Source organism: Flaviflexus equikiangi, assembly GCF_014069875.1.
In the GTDB taxonomy this organism is placed as follows: domain Bacteria; phylum Actinomycetota; class Actinomycetes; order Actinomycetales; family Actinomycetaceae; genus Flaviflexus; species Flaviflexus equikiangi.
The window spans coordinates 1821827-1838290 of the sequence record NZ_CP059676.1; the positions used below are offsets into that span (position 1 = coordinate 1821827).

Annotated in this window: 11 protein-coding genes and 1 pseudogene; 6 read left to right on the forward strand and 6 right to left on the reverse strand. The window is 64.4% G+C overall.

Going from position 1 to position 16464, the window contains the following annotated elements:
• Positions 1-4 precede the first annotated feature (4 nt).
• The 6 genes from H2O75_RS08415 to H2O75_RS08440 all read right to left on the reverse strand — a co-directional run bounded on the left by H2O75_RS08415 (position 5) and on the right by H2O75_RS08440 (position 6969).
• A complete protein-coding gene (locus H2O75_RS08415; RefSeq protein ID WP_182170796.1) occupies positions 5-1999 on the reverse strand; it encodes an ATP-dependent DNA helicase UvrD2 in 1995 nt (664 codons plus the stop codon).
• Between the two features lie 95 nt (positions 2000-2094).
• Entirely contained in the window at positions 2095-3036 is a 942-nt protein-coding gene (gene nudC / locus H2O75_RS08420) for an NAD(+) diphosphatase (protein WP_182170799.1), read from the reverse strand.
• The gene (mnmA, locus tag H2O75_RS08425) at positions 3033-4124 is read right to left on the reverse strand and encodes a tRNA 2-thiouridine(34) synthase MnmA (protein ID WP_182170802.1); all 1092 of its coding nucleotides are present in this window, start codon (positions 4122-4124) and stop codon (positions 3033-3035) included. The genes nudC and mnmA overlap by 4 nt, the downstream gene beginning before the upstream one ends.
• The gene (locus H2O75_RS08430) at positions 4121-5233 is read right to left on the reverse strand and encodes a cysteine desulfurase family protein (protein ID WP_182170805.1); all 1113 of its coding nucleotides are present in this window, start codon (positions 5231-5233) and stop codon (positions 4121-4123) included. Before H2O75_RS08430 ends, mnmA begins: the two co-directional genes overlap by 4 nt.
• Positions 5234-6193 (reverse strand): electron transfer flavoprotein subunit alpha/FixB family protein, encoded by a 960-nt coding sequence (locus tag H2O75_RS08435; protein WP_182170808.1) that lies wholly within the window; start codon positions 6191-6193, stop codon positions 5234-5236. It abuts the gene before it with no gap.
• On the reverse strand, positions 6190-6969 hold the full coding sequence (locus tag H2O75_RS08440) for an electron transfer flavoprotein subunit beta/FixA family protein (RefSeq protein ID WP_182170811.1): 780 nt from the start codon (positions 6967-6969) through the stop codon (positions 6190-6192). Before H2O75_RS08440 ends, H2O75_RS08435 begins: the two co-directional genes overlap by 4 nt.
• A gap of 119 nt (positions 6970-7088) precedes the next feature.
• On the opposite strand from H2O75_RS08440, the gene glgX reads away from it, so the two are divergent.
• From glgX to H2O75_RS11045, 6 genes and pseudogenes are all read left to right on the forward strand, one after another.
• A complete protein-coding gene (gene glgX / locus H2O75_RS08445) occupies positions 7089-9302 on the forward strand; it encodes a glycogen debranching protein GlgX (protein WP_259365234.1) in 2214 nt (737 codons plus the stop codon).
• Positions 9303-9347: 45 nt separating this feature from the next.
• Positions 9348-10460, forward strand: a complete 1113-nt coding sequence (gene trpS, locus H2O75_RS08450; RefSeq protein WP_182170818.1) for a tryptophan--tRNA ligase — start codon at positions 9348-9350, stop codon at positions 10458-10460.
• A gap of 231 nt (positions 10461-10691) precedes the next feature.
• Positions 10692-11051, forward strand: coding sequence for a hypothetical protein (locus tag H2O75_RS08455; protein ID WP_182170822.1), 360 nt, complete (start codon positions 10692-10694; stop codon positions 11049-11051).
• Between the two features lie 255 nt (positions 11052-11306).
• The gene (locus tag H2O75_RS08460; RefSeq protein ID WP_182170825.1) at positions 11307-13310 is read left to right on the forward strand and encodes a maltotransferase domain-containing protein; all 2004 of its coding nucleotides are present in this window, start codon (positions 11307-11309) and stop codon (positions 13308-13310) included.
• On the forward strand, positions 13307-15121 hold the full coding sequence (treS, locus tag H2O75_RS08465) for a maltose alpha-D-glucosyltransferase (protein ID WP_259365235.1): 1815 nt from the start codon (positions 13307-13309) through the stop codon (positions 15119-15121). The genes H2O75_RS08460 and treS overlap by 4 nt, the downstream gene beginning before the upstream one ends.
• Before the next feature lie 2 nt (positions 15122-15123).
• Positions 15124-16164 (forward strand): annotated as a pseudogene (locus H2O75_RS11045) (maltokinase N-terminal cap-like domain-containing protein); the annotation flags it as partial.
• Positions 16165-16464: the final 300 nt, after the last annotated feature.

A 16464-nucleotide genomic window follows, 5' to 3' on the forward strand; every position in this document is an offset into this window, starting at 1 on the left:
ACAGTCAGCGGTGCCCGTCGACCACGTGCAGGATCGCGGAACCATACTGGTCGAGTTTCGTCATTCCGATACCCTTGACGCGGCCCAGCTCCTGGATCGTTGCAGGCTTCGATGACGCGATCGACATGAGAACCGTATCGACGAGGATCATGTAGGGAGGCTTGCGCTCGTCGGACGCCTGGACGGTGCGCCAGGCCTTGAGGTCGTTGAGGAGCGCAACATCGTCGGGATGGTTGAGTTCGAACTCGGTCGCCATCTCCTTCGAACGCCTCCGGTTTCGGGTGGCGCGGGAGACGTTCTCCGTCTCGGGCCATATCCCGTCCAGGAAGCGGGTCCTCTTCCGGTTGCCGCGCCCAGAGGCCGCTCGCGCGCGGGCGTAGGAGATATGCAGGTGCTCCCTCGCGCGGGTGACACCCACGTAGAGGAGCCTGCGCTCCTCGTCGACCGCCGCGGGGGTCTCTGCGAAGGAGATCGGCATGAGCCCCTCGCTCATCCCCGCCAGGAACACCGCGTCCCACTCGAGGCCCTTCGCGGCATGAAGGGTTGAGATCGTGACGCCTTCGATTGTGGGAGCGTTCTGGGTGGCCGCTCGTTCTTCCAGTTCTGCCACGAAACCGGCAAGGTCTGCGCCGCGTGCCCTATCGATATCGTCGGCAAGGGTGACGAGCGCGTTGAGCGCCTCCCAGCGTTCGCGCTGAGCCCCTGCCGCCTTCGGCGCGTCCCTCGACCAACCGAGCTTGCCGACGACTTCACGCACCGTGTCCGGCATGGTCGCGTCGACGCCGCTGCGCGCGAACGACCTCATCATCACCATGGCTTCGCGCACCTCCCGCCGGGAGAAGTAGCGTTCCCCGCCGCGAATGGTGAAACCGATACCGGCGGCTGAGAGGGCGGATTCGATGGCCTGGCTCTGTGCATTGGTGCGGACAAGGATGGCGATCTCTGACAGGAGTACGTCTCGTTCGCGCAGGGCAACGATTCGCTTGGCTATGTCTTTCGCCTCAGCATCATCGTCCTCGTAGTCCTGGTAGCTGATGCTCGGGCCGGAGGGTCGCTGGGCGACGAGCTTGACGGATCCTGCGAGCCTGCCTGGTGCAATGATCTTGTTGGCCACGTCGACCACTTGGGGAGTGGAGCGGTAATCGCGGACGAGCTCGATCTCGGCCGCGTCCTTGAACCGGGCCCGGAAGTCTCGCAGATAGGCGGGGGTTGCGCCCGTGAAGGAATAGATGGTCTGGGAGACGTCACCGACGACGCACAGGTCTCGCCTGTCCCCGAGCCAGTGGTCGAGGACTCTCTGCTGGAGGGGAGACACGTCCTGGTATTCGTCGACGACGAAGTGGCGGTACTGGTGGCGGATCTGCCGGGCGATATCGTCCCGTTCTGCCATGATGCCGATGAGGATGAGGAGGATGTCTTCGAAGTCGATGACACCGCGAGCCGATTTCGCTTCCTCATAGGCGGAGATAAGCCTCTCGATCCGTTCGTGGGTGAGACCGGCCACCGCTTCCCTGCCGGTTGCCTGCGCCTTCTCCGCATAGTGTTCGGGGCCAGCAAGGGAAACCTTCGACCATTCGATCTCAGCCGCCAGGTCCCTGATCGTCGTCCGGTCGACACTGATGCCGAGATTCCCCGCCGCCTGGGCGACTAGGCCGGCCTTGTGCTCCTGCAGCTGTGGCATGGGCCCGCCTACCGCATGGGGCCAGAAGTAGGACAGTTGGCGCAGGGCGGCTGCGTGGAAGGTTTGGGCTTGGACGCCGTGCGCCCCGAGGTCGCGCAGCCTGCTTCTCATCTCCCCCGCGGCTCTGGCCGTGAAGGTGACGGCAAGGACGCTGGTCGGCTCGTAGGCGCCGACGAGCACGCCGTGCGCGATCCGATAGGTGATGGCGCGGGTCTTGCCGGTGCCGGCACCGGCCCTGACGACGACGGGCCCCCGCAGGTGTTCGGCGACTCGCCTCTGGTCAGGGTCGAGCGCTGACAGCAGTTCTTCTACATCCATGTTTCCTCCTCGCCCAGTCTGACACGATCCTCTGGCACACCTCTGCCGTGCTCGATCGATTCGGAGCAGACGGCGGCACTCCCCGAGCCGGGTACCTAGGCCGGGGGTGTGGCGGTGGGAAGTGGCCCGCCGAACCAGTCCTCGATGAGATACCTGGCAACCGATGACGCCATGGGGACGGTCAGCCGACCATCGGCGATGTCGGCGACAAGCTCCGCACGGGTGACAAAGCGGGCGGTGGTCACCTCGACACCATCCACCTCGACCTCCTCGGAGGACGTCCACGCCCTGAAGGCCGCCATGAGGGAACGCGGGAAGGGCCACGGCTGAGAGCCGACATACTCGACTCGATCGATGACGACGCCGGCCTCTTCGAAAGATTCTCGTCTGACGGCATGTTCGAGGGATTCACCGGCCTCGACGAACCCCGCCAGGCAGGAGTAGCGCGTGGGCTCCCAGTTGACGGCGTGCCCGAGAAGCAGCCTGTCATGGGGGTCTCGGATCGCCATGATGACGCTCGGGTCCGTTCGCGGGTAGGTGACGAGGCCGCAATCCGAGCAGATCCCCTCCCATCCGCCCGCGCGCGGTGCAAGCCGTCCCCCACATTCGCCGCAATACTTACGAGAGTCCCGCCATGCTCCCAGGGCCGTCGCCGTGGTCGCGAGACCCGCCTCGAGAGCGGACAGCGTGTGGCCGATCGTCCGGAGGGAGACGAAGCTGTGCTCGTGGAGGGCGGTGATGCGGCGGTCTCCGTAGGGGATCCCCTCAGCATCGAGTGCCGCCGCGGTCGGTTCGAGGTGGAGGGCCGCCCAGTGGGCCCCCTCGACGATGCCGACGTAGGACACGTGATCCCAGGAGCGCAGGCTGTCGGGAATGGTGGACGCTGGAACGGTCACGAGCCTGTCGTCCGCTACCGCTACCTGACCATCCCGGATAAGCAGGAGGCGCCCCGCACTGACCCTGTCGAGAAGGTGTGGATCGTTGCGGGATTGGGCGTCCGTCTCGTGCTCGATGCGAGACAGCGGGAGCTCGATCATTCCGTGTCCTCGACCGTCGCCTGTCCGAGCACACGCGTCCCCAGGTAGACGACGGCAGACTGCCCGGCCGCGAGGCCTCGCAGCGGCTCGTCCAGATCCATGACCAGCTGATCATCGATCACCTGCACGGTCGCGGGAATCTCTCGGCCGTGGGCGCGCACCTGGACACCTGCACGCAGCGGCGCCGTCGGATCGATGTCGGGCGCGAGCCACACGGTGCTGCCGCCGCGGATTCGATGGACGTCGAGAGCTTCGACCGGGCCGACGTGAACCCTGTTCGTCTCGATCTCGATCTTCGTCACGAATCGCGGCTGACCATCATCGGCGGGAATGCCGAGGCCCAGGCCGCGCCTCTGGCCCACCGTGTACGCGAAGGCGCCAAGGTGTGAACCGACGATGTTCCCGCTCTCATCCACGATCTCTCCGGGGTTCTCGCCGAGCTTCGACCGGAGGAAGCCGCGCGTGTCGCCGTCGGCGATGAAGCAGATATCGTAGGAGTCTGGTTTGAGGGAGACGCCGAGACCGCGGGCGGCGGCCTCGACCCGCACAGCATCCTTGGTGGGGACGCTTCCGAGGGGGAAGAGGACGTTGCCGAGGACCTGCTTGCCCATGACGGCAAGGACATAGGACTGGTCTTTCGGATGATTCGCTGCGCGATGGAGCTCGTGCCGCACACCGGTGTCCGTTTCGACCGTCCGCAGATCCGCGTAATGCCCCGTACACACGGCATCGAATCCCATCGCCAGTCCGCGCTCGAGGAGAGCCGCGAACTTCACATGCTCATTGCATCGCACGCACGGGTTGGGCGTGCGGCCGGCCGAGTACTCCGACAGGAAGTCGGAGACGACGGTGTCCTCGAAATCGTCGGACAGGTCCCACACGTAGTAGGGGATGCCGAGCTTGTCGGCGGCACGTCGAGCATCGTGACCGTCCTCGACAGAGCAGCACCCTCGGTTGCCCGTGCGGTGTTCCGCGCGGGACTTCGAGAGCGCCATGTGCACCCCGACGACGTCGTGACCAGCATCGACCGCTCGGGCCGCCGCAACGGCGGAATCGACCCCTCCGGACATGGCTGCTAGGACTCTCATACTCGCACTGCCTTCCGTGCCATCTCGATCGCACCCGGCAGGGCATCCGTCACTGCGCGAATGTCACTCTCCGCGGTGCCCTCTCCCATGGAGAATCGCAGGGCTGTGTAGTGATCCTCTGCCACTCCCATCGCCTCTAGGACCGCGGACGGCCGGTAGACTCCCGCCGAGCAGGCGGACCCTGTCGAGCAGGCGATCCCCGCCATGTCCATTCCGACCAGCAGAGCTTCAGGGTCGGTGCCCGGGAAGATGATGTGCACGATGTGGGGGAGGCGCGGAACATCCCCGCCGCTCCGATAACCGCCCACCTCACGAGCAGCGTCGAGGATTGCGGCTCCGAAACGCTCGAGACGCTCATGGCGTTCCCTGCGGGCGGTGACGGCCTCGTTGAGGGCCGCCGCGAGTGCGGCCGCACCGGCAACGTTGAGGGTTCCCGATCGCACCTTGCGTTCCTGCCCGCCCCCGCCCTCGAGCGGGATCAGCGGGTAGTCTCGGGGTGCGATGAGTGCACCGATGCCGACGGGGGCACCGAGCTTGTGGCCGGACAGGGACAGGGCGTAGCCCTGAGGGATGTCGATGCTCCCCACCGCCTGGACAGCATCCGTGTGGAGGTGAGCACGAGGAGCGTACTCGCCCACCATGTCCCTGATCTCTTCGAGGGGCTGGATGATGCCGGTCTCGTTGTTGGCCGCCATGACCGAGACCAGTGAGACGTTCTCATCGAGCAGGCTTGCAAGCTCCGAACGATCGATGACGCCATCGCGTCCGACGGGGATGACGGTGTGGGTACCGCCGGTCCGTGCAGCGATCTGTGCCGCTTCCCGGACTGCCGGATGTTCGATCGCAGAGGTGAGCACACGGCCACGAGTCGCGGGACCCGCGATCGCCAGATTGTCGGCTTCCGTCCCGCCCGACGTGAAGATCACCTCGACGCTGTCCACGCCGAACACGGAGGCGATGGTCTCGCGGGCGTCCTCCAAGACTGATCGGGCCGTCCTGCCTGCGCTGTGGATGGCGGAGGCGTTACCCGCAACCGCTGCCGCATCCAGCCACGCCGTCCTCGCGGTCTCCGTCAGGGGTGCGGTTGCCGCGTAATCCAGATAGACCACTTACAGGCCTGCCTTGAGCGCAGCCATGGCCTGCGGAAGAACCGTCGTGACATCGCCGACGATGCCGAAATCGGCGATCTCGAAGATAGGGGCTTCGGAATCATCGCAGATCGCGACGATGTGCTCGGACGCGAGCATGCCGGAGGCGTGATGGACGGCGCCTGACACTCCGAGCCCGATGTAGAGCTTCGGGGCGATGGTCTCGCCCGTCTGTCCGATCTGGGCCGAACGGTCGATCCACCCCTCGTCACATGCGACGCGCGTCGCACCGACAGCGCCGCCGAGCAGTTCCGCGAGTTCGCGTGCGGGGCCGAAATCGCCGTCCACTCCGCGCCCGCCGACGACGACGACCTGCGATTCTGTCAGGCTCGGGCCGTCTTGTTCACGCTTCGTCCGGGACACGAGACGGGTGCGCTTCGCGCGCTCGGGAACGGAGATCTCGAGGGGGCGGACCGTCGCCTCGGTGCGGTCCGTTGCTTCCGCCTCGACCGCGGTGGGGCGCAGCGCGACGACGGCGATGCCGCGAATGATCTCGTCGTGGGTGGCCCACGTTCCGGAGAAGACTGCCTTCGTGATGGCAAGCTGACCCTCTGTCACGGACACTGCGTCAGCATCGACGACGACACCGGAATCGAACTGGACTGCGGCCTGGGCCGCGATTTCCTTCCCCAGGTAGGAGGAGGCCATGAGGACGGCCCTCGGATTCACCTGTTCTGCCGCCGCGACCGCGAGCGCCGCCCACACGGCGGGATGGTTGGGATCAGCAGGCACTGTGCCCGGGTCGACGACAAGGATCTCATCGGCACCGTAGCGGGCCAGTTCTTCGACGGGAGGGGTGCCGAATGTTGCGGACACGACGCGATCAGCGATCGAGCGGGCTGCCGTCAAGATCTCTCGCGACGAGTCGGAGAGCACAGAGCCGTCGTGGCGGGACAGGACGAGGACGGTATCGAGTTTCACTTCATCACTCCAAGAATGTAGTCGGCCAGGCGGGTACCACCATCACCGGAGTCGGTGATGATCTCACCGGCCGCTCGCGGGGGCCTTTCCACGGCGTTGGTGACGCGCGTGCCTGCACCGGCGGCGCCGACCAGGTCCCCGCCGAGGCCCAGGTCATCGAGGTCGATCTGGGTGACGGGCTTCTTCTTCGCGGCCATGATCGCCTTGAAGTTCGGGTAGGTGACAGCATTCGCCTGGTCCGTGACGGAGAGAATGGCGGGAAGATCGGCTTCGATGACTTCGTCGTTCACTCCCATCGTGCGCGTGATCCGAATGGTGGTGCCGTCGCGTTCGACCGTCTTCGCGAGCGTGAGGGCGGGAAGATCGAGGTGGGCTGCGAGAGCGGAGGGGATGGTGGCTGTCATGCCGTCCAGGGCTGCCATGCCCGTGACGACGAGATCGACGGGAGTCTCGCCATCGAGCTGCCTGATCGCTGCCGCGAGCACTCGTGCGGTTCCGAGAACATCGGATCCGGCGGCCCTGTCGTCGCAGACGTGGATGGCACGATGTGCTCCGAGCGCGAGTGCACGCCGCAGACCATCCGCAGCATCCTCGGGGCCCATGGTGAGGGCAATCACCTCACCGTCGTCACCGGCGAGATTCACGGCTTCCTGGACCGCGTTCTCATCGAGCTCGTTCAAGACGTCATCGTCGCCGCGGACGAGGAATCCTCGTTCCCCGAAGACTCGCTCCGCTTGAACGTCGGGCACGTGTTTGACACAGACAACAATCCTCATGCGTACAAGCGTGCCACCTCCCGTCCAGATATCCCAAGAGGTCTTTGCCACGGGTGGAACAGAGGGTCGGATATGGCACCTTCGAACGGAGCACCCGCCAAAGGTGAGACAATATGCGCGTGACTCGAACAACCCGACACCGTATCGCGCCATCCCGCTACGTCGCGAGAGCTCCCGAACCCACACTCCGGGGGTCGACCCACCCGAGTGATCTCGGTGTGACCGTGCGCCCGGGAGGGGTGGATGTTGCGATCATTGCGACGCATGCCTCGCTCGTCGAGTTCTGCGCCGTCGACCGTGATCCCGATGGGACGATCCACGAACGTCGGTTTGCTCTCAACGGACCCCGGCTCGGGGTGTGGACCGGTTTCGTTCCCGGTATCAAGCCCGGCCAGCACTATGGTTTCCGTGTTCATGGGCGGTGGGATCCGGACGCTGGGATGAGACACAACCCTGCCAAGCTGCTTCTCGACCCCTACGGGCGCGGTGTGGCAGGCGGCTACGATCTGGGGCCGGCCTGTTTCTCCCACGAGGTTGACGATGATCTCGCTCCTGTTCCTGGCCCGCGTGTCATCAACAATCTTGACTCCGCGCCCCACGTGCCCCATTCGGTCGTCGTCGATGAGGCCTTCGACGGTCATGTCACGCATCTCGACACCCCGTGGGATTCCACGGTCCTCTATGAGGCTCACGTGCGCGGATTGACGATGACGATGCCGGGGGTTCCGCAGCACCTGCGCGGCACCTATGCGGGGGTTGCGCACCCCGCTACGATCCGTCATCTCCAGCGCCTCGGCGTCACCGCGATCGAGCTCCTTCCCATCCAGGCCAAGCTCTCGGAACCGTTCCTCGTGGAGAAGGGCTTCGAGAACTACTGGGGCTATAACACGCTCGGCTTCTTCTCCCCCGAACCGTCCTATGCGACAGCCGCAGCCCAGGCGGAGGGCCCCTCCGCTGTCCTGCGCGAAGTCAAGGGCATGGTTTCCCTCCTCCACGAGGCAGGCATCGAGGTCATCCTCGATGTCGTCTACAACCACACGTGCGAGGCCGGTATCGATGGGCCAACCCTGTCCTGGCGAGGATTGGGCGAGTCCACCTATTATCTCCAGACGTCGACGACGCCCGTCGATTTCATCGACGTGACCGGCACGGGCAACTCTCTCGACTTCCGCCTGCGACGGGTGATCCAGATGTCGCTCGATTCCCTCCGCTACTGGGTGGAGAAGGTCGGGGTGGACGGGTTCCGTTTCGACCTGGCCGTGACTCTCGGACGCCAGGGACGGGAGTTCAACTCCCATCATCCGTTCTTCGTCGCCATGACGACCGACCCGGTTCTCCGTTCGCGCAAGCTCATCAACGAACCGTGGGATATCGGTCCGAATGGTTGGCGGACAGGCCAGTTCCCGGCTCCCACGGCGGACTGGAACGATCGGTTCCGCAACGCGGTCCGCTCCTTCTGGCTGACGGATCAGCACCATCAGGCGCAGGGCCACCGCCCCCACGACTCCCGTGAGCTCGTCACCCGCCTCTCGGGGTCAGCCGATCTCTTCTCGCGCGGCCGCATTCCAGGAGGGCGCGGCACCTTCGCCTCCATCAACTTCATTACCGCTCATGACGGTTTCACGCTGCGTGATCTCGTCACGTACAACGACAAGCACAACGAGGCGAACGATGAGGGTAACAGGGACGGGTCGAATGACAATCGTTCCTGGAATCACGGCACGGAGGGCCCGGATCCGGAGCTGCGGGCGGCGCGCCTCAAGTCAATGAGGAACCTCATGGCCACGCTCGTCCTCTCGGCGGGAACACCGATGCTGACCGCCGGGGACGAGATCGCACGCACCCAGCACGGCAACAACAATGCCTACTGCCAAGACAGCTCCCTGTCGTGGATCGACTGGCAGACAGAGGAGTGGCAGGACGACTTCTTGGCCACCGTCGCCTACCTCCTGCGCCTGCGCCGCGAACACACAGTCTTCCGGCCCACCGGTTTCTTCACGGGCACGCCCCGAGCGGAGGATTCGATCCCCGACGTCACGTGGATCGACAGGGACGGGCGGGAGATGCCGGCCTGGAAATGGTTCGAACCGACGTCACGATCCTTCCAGATGCTGCGGTCGGGAGGCGGGCACGATGTGGACGCACTCGTCGTCATCAACGGTCTGAACGAAGACACCGAGTTCACCCTCCCGATCGGTCGCGGGCGTCCCTTCGACCTCGTGTGGGATTCAGCGTCCGCACGGCCAGAGATCTTCAACGATCTGCAGGACCCGGGATCGCGTATCCTCCTCGAGGCGCAGTCGATTCGTCTTTACCTCTCCAACCCTGCCTAAACTGGACTCGTTCATCGACCGGTAGTCTGCCGGAAAGGATTTTTCATGCACAGTGACGAGATTGCGAATCTCGAGTCGACAGTCGACGAGGCCTCGCTCCGCAGGTCCGAGAGGCTCAGCGATGAGCTGAAGGCCAAGATCCAGGAAGATGCGTCGCCGTTCAGGATGCTGACCGGGGATCGCCCCACTGGGCGCCTCCATCTCGGACACTACTTCGGCTCCCTCAAGAACCGCGTCGAGCTCCAGAAGCAGGGCGTGGACAGCTGGTTCATCGTTGCCGACTACCAGGTCATCACGGACCGCGATGCTGTCGGTGAGATCAAGGACCGCGTCTTCGGGCTCGTCACCGACTATCTCGCGGTCGGCATCGATCCGGCCAAGGCCGTGATCTTCCCCCATTCGCAGATCCCCGCGCTCAACGAGCTCGTCCTGCCCTTCCTGTCGATCGTCACGGACTCCGAGCTGCGGCGCAATCCCACCGTGAAGGCAGAGCTCGACGCATCCGGCAACCGTCCCATGTCCGGCCTGCTCCTCACCTACCCCGTCCATCAGGCCGCCGACATCCTGTTCTGCAAGGCCAATGTTGTTCCGGTCGGCAAGGATCAGCTTCCCCACCTCGAGCAGGCCCGGGTGATCGCACAGCGCTTCGACAAGCGGTACGGCCGTCCCGCGGGTGCGACGCATCCGATCTTCCCGCGCCCCCAGGCGCTCCTCTCCGAGGCGCCCTCGGTGCTCGGATTGGACGGGCAGAAGATGTCCAAGTCTCGCGGCAACACGATCGAGCTGGGGATGAGCGCGGACGAGACGGCGAAGCTGCTGAAGAAGGCCGTGACCGACTCCGAGCGTCGAATCACCTACGACCCGGTCAACCGCCCCGAGGTGTCCAACCTTGTCCAGCTGACAGCTCTCGCAACCAACCGGGATCCGCACGAGGTCGCGGACGAGATCGGTGATGGTGGGGCGGGCACCCTCAAGCGCGTCACGACGGAGGCGATCAACGAGATGATGGCGCCGATCCGTGCGCGGCGTCTCGAGATCGAGAACGATCAGGCCATTGTCGAGCAGGTGCTTCGCGATGGCATCGCTCGAGCAACAGAGCAGGCGGAGGAGACTCTCCGCGAAGTGCACGAAGCGCTGCACATGATCTACCTGTCCTGAGCGGACTGTCGTCGGGCCGGTGGGGTGTTCTCCCCACCGGCCCGATCCATACCCACCACCATCAGACTTTTCCCAGGATCTGCTGACGATGAGGCGTGTCGCCCTGGAACGCTCGTGAAGGGCTGGGAGCATCCTCTTCCCCGTCCGGTACCGCATCGACCCGTGCTCGACCTGTAAAGTCGTGGACGTTCATATTTTTTTGTGTGCCCCCGCGGCACTTAGGAGCTAGACATGCGCACCACGCGTTCCCTCACTGCCATCGGCCTCGCACTTGCCCTCCCGTTCGGACTCGCGGCATGTGGCGGCGATGACAAGCCCTCCAAGTCGGAGGTCCTCGCGGGCGTCGACACGATGATGCAGAAACAGTTCGAGACACTCGGCGTCACGATCGAAGACTTCGAGAGCGTCGGCGTCACCCAGGAAGACCTCGATTCCTTCTACTCCTGCATCGTCGACGAGGTCTACGACAATGTCTCGAACGAGACGCTCAACAAGATCGTGGACGGCGATCCGGAGACCGAACTGACCGGCGACGACCTCACGACCATCGAAACCGCTTCCACCACGTGTGGAGAGGATCTCGGCCTCTAGGCTCGCGGGATCACCCTCCGAGAGACCGGCCCTGAGCACACTCGTCGTGCCCCGGGCCGGTTTCGTGCGCTCGGGGCCCTTACGGGACCGGCGGCGTCTGAGGCGAGACATTTCTTAGTCGGCTCAATAGTGGACTTTTCGGCTACCTCGCGATCGCTCTTTGGATAGTGTTGGACTGTGACTACTTCAAGCAATTCCCGGCCGAGCCGGAAGCCTGCAGCCCAGGATCGTAAGCCTGCCACCTCGACTGCATCAGTGTCGCAGCGCCCCCAGCGGGCACCCTTCGCCGCTGTCGGGCGCATCCCCATCGTCGACGTGTCCCCCGTGATCGAAGACGGCAGGTGGCCTGCCAAGGCGACCGTGGGAGAAGCGTTCCCCGTCCGGGCAACCGTGTTCCGGGAGGGGCACGATGCGTGGTCGGTCGAGGCGGTTCTCACGCGCCCCGATGGCACCGAAGCCCAGCGTGTCCGGATGGTCGATACGAGGCCGGGCCTGGACCGGTACGAGGGCTGGCTCGTTCCTGACGCGATGGGCCGGTGGTCCTTCCACATCGAATCCTGGTCCGATCCCTACCGCACGTGGGAGCACGATGCCACGATCAAGATCGCGGCGGGTGTCGACGAGCAGCTCATGATCGATGAGGGAATCACCGTCCTCGAGCGGGCCCTCGTGGGGATGCCGGAGGGATCTGCCGAAGCGACGACGATCGACGCTGCCGTTCAGGCCTTGAAGGGTGAGGGTGCACCCTCGGAGCTCCTCCCCCACGGCACATCCGATGCTGTCAGGGCAGCGCTCGAGCGCTACCCGCTGCGGGACATGCTGACACTGTCTGCCGAGTATGAGGTGAAGGTCGACCGGGAGGCGGCACTCTACGGCTCCTGGTATGAGTTCTTCCCCCGTTCCACGGGAGCCTTCCAGAACACTGACGGCACGTGGGTGTCGGGGACGCTGAAGACGGCCGCTGACGAGCTCGACCGGATCAAGGACATGGGTTTCACGGTCGCCTATCTCACGCCGATCCACCCCATCGGTTCGACGAACCGCAAGGGTCGCAACAATACTCTGACCGCATATCCCGGCGATCCGGGATCCCCGTACGGCATCGGCTCAGCCGAAGGCGGCCACGACGCGATTCACCCGGATCTCGGCACGTTCGACGATTTCGACGCATTTGTCGCAAAGGCTCGTTCCCTCGATCTTGAGGTTGCTCTCGACATCGCCCTCCAGGCCTCTCCCGATCATCCCTGGGTGAGCGAGCATCCCGAATGGTTCACGACTCGCGCGGACGGCACCATCGCCTACGCCGAGAATCCGCCGAAGAAATATCAAGACATCTACCCTCTGAACTTCGACAATGATCCCGAGGGCATCTACATCGCCATCCGCGACATGCTCGAGGTGTGGGTGGATCACGGCGTGACGATCTTCCGGATCGACAACCCCCACACGAAGCCTCTCGTCTTCTGGCATCGCCTTCTCCTCGAGTTCGAGGAGAAGCACCCGGAGGTGATCTTCCTTGCGGAGGCCTTCACGAAGCCTCCCATGCTTCAAACCCTCGGTGCGATCGGCTTCCATCAGTCCTACAACTATTTCGCGTGGCGTAACGAGCGGGAAGAGATCGAGGAGTACCTGACGGAGCTCGCGTACGAGACGGACCATCTCGTCCGGCCCGCGTTCTGGCCGACCACACACGATATTCTGACGCCGTATATGCAGCGCGGGGGTGTGCCAGCATTCGCGATCCGGGCGATCCTGGCCGCGACGGGTGCCCCCACGTGGGGAATCTACTCCGGCTACGAGTTGGCGGAGAACATTGCCCGTCCCGGGGCCGAGGAGCAGATCGACAACGAGAAGTATCAGTTCAAGGCGCGTGACTATGCCCTCGGCGAGTCGACGGGACTCACGCCCTTGTTGACGAAGCTCAATGCGATCCGTGCCGCACACCCCGCGCTCCAACGCCTGCGCAACGTGACGATCCATCCGACCACGTCGGACAAGATCATCTGCTTCTCGAAGAAGACCCGCCCCGGGGAGGGCCCGCAGGATACCGTCATCGTTGTTCTCAACATCGACCCGTTCATCACCCACGACGCTCTCATCGACCTGGACCTGTCGGCCTTGGTCGATGGCTATGATGGTGGGTCCATCACCGTTGATGACGAGCTGTCGGGCGAGACATACACGTGGGGCCATCGTCCGTTCGTTCGTCTCGATCCGCATGGTTCAGCCGCCCACATCCTGTCAGTGAGGGTTTCGTGACTTCATCTCATCTCTCAACCCATTCTCTCCCCTACGGCGACCTCGGGCGTCCGGGGCTCAGCGCCGACGACAGGTGGTATGAGACTGCCGTCTTCTATGAGGCGCTCCTGCGCGCCATGGAGGACTCGAACGGTTCCGGGATCGGCGACCTGCAGGGTCTCATCAACCGCCTCGACTACCTGCAGTGGCTCGGCGTGGACTGCATCTGGATCCCGCCGTTCTATCCGTCCCCGATGAGGGACGGCGGATATGACATCGCGGACTATACGGCCGTCAAATCCGAATACGGCACGATGGATGACTTCACGGAGCTCATGGATGAGGCGCATGCTCGCGGCATCCGCGTCATCATCGACCTCGTCATCAACCACACCTCCGACCAGCATCCGTGGTTCCAGGCCTCCCGCTCCCATCCCGACGGCCCCTACGGCGATTTCTACGTGTGGTCGGATACGGACGAGAAATACCAGGACGCTCGCATCATCTTCATTGACACGGAGTCATCGAACTGGACGTTCGATCCCGTGCGGCGGCAGTATTTCTGGCACCGTTTCTTCTCCCATCAGCCGGACCTCAACTTCGAGAACCCCGCAGTGCAGGAAGCGATCTTCGATGTTGTCCGGTACTGGTGCCGAACAGGTGTCGACGGGTTCAGGCTCGACGCGATCCCCTACCTCTTCGAAGAGGAGGGCACGAACTGCGAGAACCTTCCGAAGACGCATGAGTTCATTGCCGAACTGAGGGCGATGATGGATGCGGAGTTCCCGGGCCGCATCCTCCTCGCGGAAGCCAACCAGTGGCCCGAGGACGTGGTCGCCTACTACGGCACCGAAGACGCTCCCGAATGCCACATGTGCTTCCACTTCCCCGTCATGCCCCGCATCTACTACTCCCTGCGGGAGCAGCGCGCCACCTCCATCAAGGACATCCTGGCGGCAACTCCCGAAATTCCGGCTGGTGCGCAGTGGGGCACGTTCCTGCGGAACCACGACGAGCTCACTCTCGAAATGGTGTCGACGGAGGAACGCGCCGCCATGTACGGCTGGTATGCGGAAGATCCGCGTATGAGAGCGAATGTCGGGATCAGGCGGCGTCTCGCGCCGCTGCTCGGCAACTCTCGTCCTGAGATCGAACTCGCCAACGCCCTCCTGCTGTCGCTGCCAGGATCACCGTGCCTCTATTACGGGGACGAGATCGGGATGGGAGACAACATCTGGCTTCCGGACCGTGACAGCGTCCGCACGCCTATGCAGTGGACACCTGATCGAAATGCGGGGTTCTCGACCGCCGATCCCGGCAAGCTCTACCTTCCCCCGATCCAATCCCTCGTCCATCACTATCAGTCAGTCAACGTGGAGTCGCAGATGGTGCAGCCCTCGTCGCTCCTGCACTGGGTGAGGGGAATGCTCGATATTCGCCGACAGCATCCTGTTCTCGGATCGGGAGCCTTCGAGATCCTTCCCACCGACAACGAAGCGGTCCTTGCCTACATCCGCTACGACGATGACGAGACCATTCTGTGCGTCATGAACATGGCGAACACGCCGCGCGCGGCAACGATCACGCTTCCGGCACGATATCGCCGCTGGCACGTGACAGATGTGTTCGGCGGGGCCGGGTTCCCTGCGATCGACGAGGATGGTCAGTTCCTGTCCACGCTCGGTTCGCGTGACTTCTTCTGGTTGACTGTGTCCTCTCCCGATCGCGTCGTGCAGGCACCGGTCGACGGGATGCCAGCATCGGTCGAACCGAAACAGGACCGGCCCGCACCATCAGCCGTCAACTCTCCGACCCACACCACGAAGGATTAACAGTGCTAGAGAACGATCTCGTCGAATGGCTCCCCAAGCAGCGCTGGTTCGCGTCAGCTGACGGCTCCGACTCCGTCACGATCCGCGGGCGGTGGGTGCTGACGGATGGGGATCCGCGAGTCGAGATCCTCCTCATCGAGTCTGGATCATCAACATACGTCGTGCCTCTGGTCTTCTCCACGACCAGCTTCACCCACGACCTCGTGGGCAGGGATCGCAACCAGCTTGTCTACGACGCAACCGATCTGCGGTACGGACAGAGGGTGCTCCTCGAGACGGCGACCTCGACATGGGTGGAAGGGCACGGGGATTGCGGCTCGCTCACCGGCAGCGCGGAGGGCCCCGTCGGCACCATAGCGTCGTCGAAGAAGTTCACCGGGGAGCAGTCGAACACGTCCATCATGTTCGACATGACAGACGGTTCCTCGATCATTCTCAAGATCTTCCGCGTGCTCAATGACGGGCTCAACCCTGACGTGATCCTCACGCGGGCGCTTGCCGAGGCCGGATCCCCTCATGTTGCGGCACCGCGGGGCTCCACGCTGGGCACCTGGCGCGAGGATGGTCGTGAGGTCACAGGCCATCTCTGTGTCGCCCAGGAGTTCCTCCCCGGGGCCCGTGACGCGTGGGTCGTCATGGTGGACCAGGGCCAGCAGGGCATCGTCGACCGCGACTCGATCGCGAAGCTGGGCGAAGCGACGCGTGCTGTTCACGCGACTCTTGCCGATGTCATGCCCACCGTGGACGTGACGGAGGAGGAGCGCCGCTCCCTCGTCGACGCGTGGCGGCGCAGAGCAGGCGAGGCCATCACACAGGTCCCCTCCCTGATCTCGCGTGCCGCCGAGATCGGTGCCGTCTTCGACGCCGCACTGACCTGCCAGTGGCCTGCCCTTCAGCGCATCCACGGCGACTACCACCTCGGCCAGGTGCTGGAGGTGCCGGACCGGGGGTGGGTTGTCCTCGACTTCGAGGGTGAGCCGCTGCGCCCCCTGGCGGAGCGGGCGGCACCCGATCTTGCGCTCCGCGACGTGGCTGGCATGCTCCGTTCGTTCGACTATGTCGGCGGTCATCTCATCCGTAACGGAATCGAGCCCGACAGTGCGCGGGAGTGGGTCGATGAGGCTCAGGCCGCGTTCCTGTCCGGCTACGGGAGGCTGCCCGCGGGTTCGGGCGATCTGCTGCGCGCCCTCGAACTCGACAAAGCACTGTACGAGGTGTCGTACGAGGTGGCGCACAGGCCCGACTGGCTTGATGTGCCGCTCGCCGGAATCGACACGATTCTCGGCCCCGAGGATGTCACATCGGACGGACACCCCGCCCACGCGGAGGCAGCCCACGTACCC

Bases quoted from the DNA above. Each gene is read 5' to 3' on its own strand.
- H2O75_RS08415 (WP_182170796.1), bottom strand. From the start codon at position 1,999: ATGGATGTAGAAGAACTGCTGTCAGCGCTCGACCCTGACCAGAGGCGA.
- nudC (WP_182170799.1), bottom strand. From the start codon at position 3,036: ATGATCGAGCTCCCGCTGTCTCGCATCGAGCACGAGACGGACGCCCAA.
- mnmA (WP_182170802.1), bottom strand. From the start codon at position 4,124: ATGAGAGTCCTAGCAGCCATGTCCGGAGGGGTCGATTCCGCCGTTGCG.
- H2O75_RS08440 (WP_182170811.1), bottom strand. From the start codon at position 6,969: ATGAGGATTGTTGTCTGTGTCAAACACGTGCCCGACGTTCAAGCGGAG.
- trpS (WP_182170818.1), top strand. From the start codon at position 9,348: ATGCACAGTGACGAGATTGCGAATCTCGAGTCGACAGTCGACGAGGCC.
- H2O75_RS08455 (WP_182170822.1), top strand. From the start codon at position 10,692: ATGCGCACCACGCGTTCCCTCACTGCCATCGGCCTCGCACTTGCCCTC.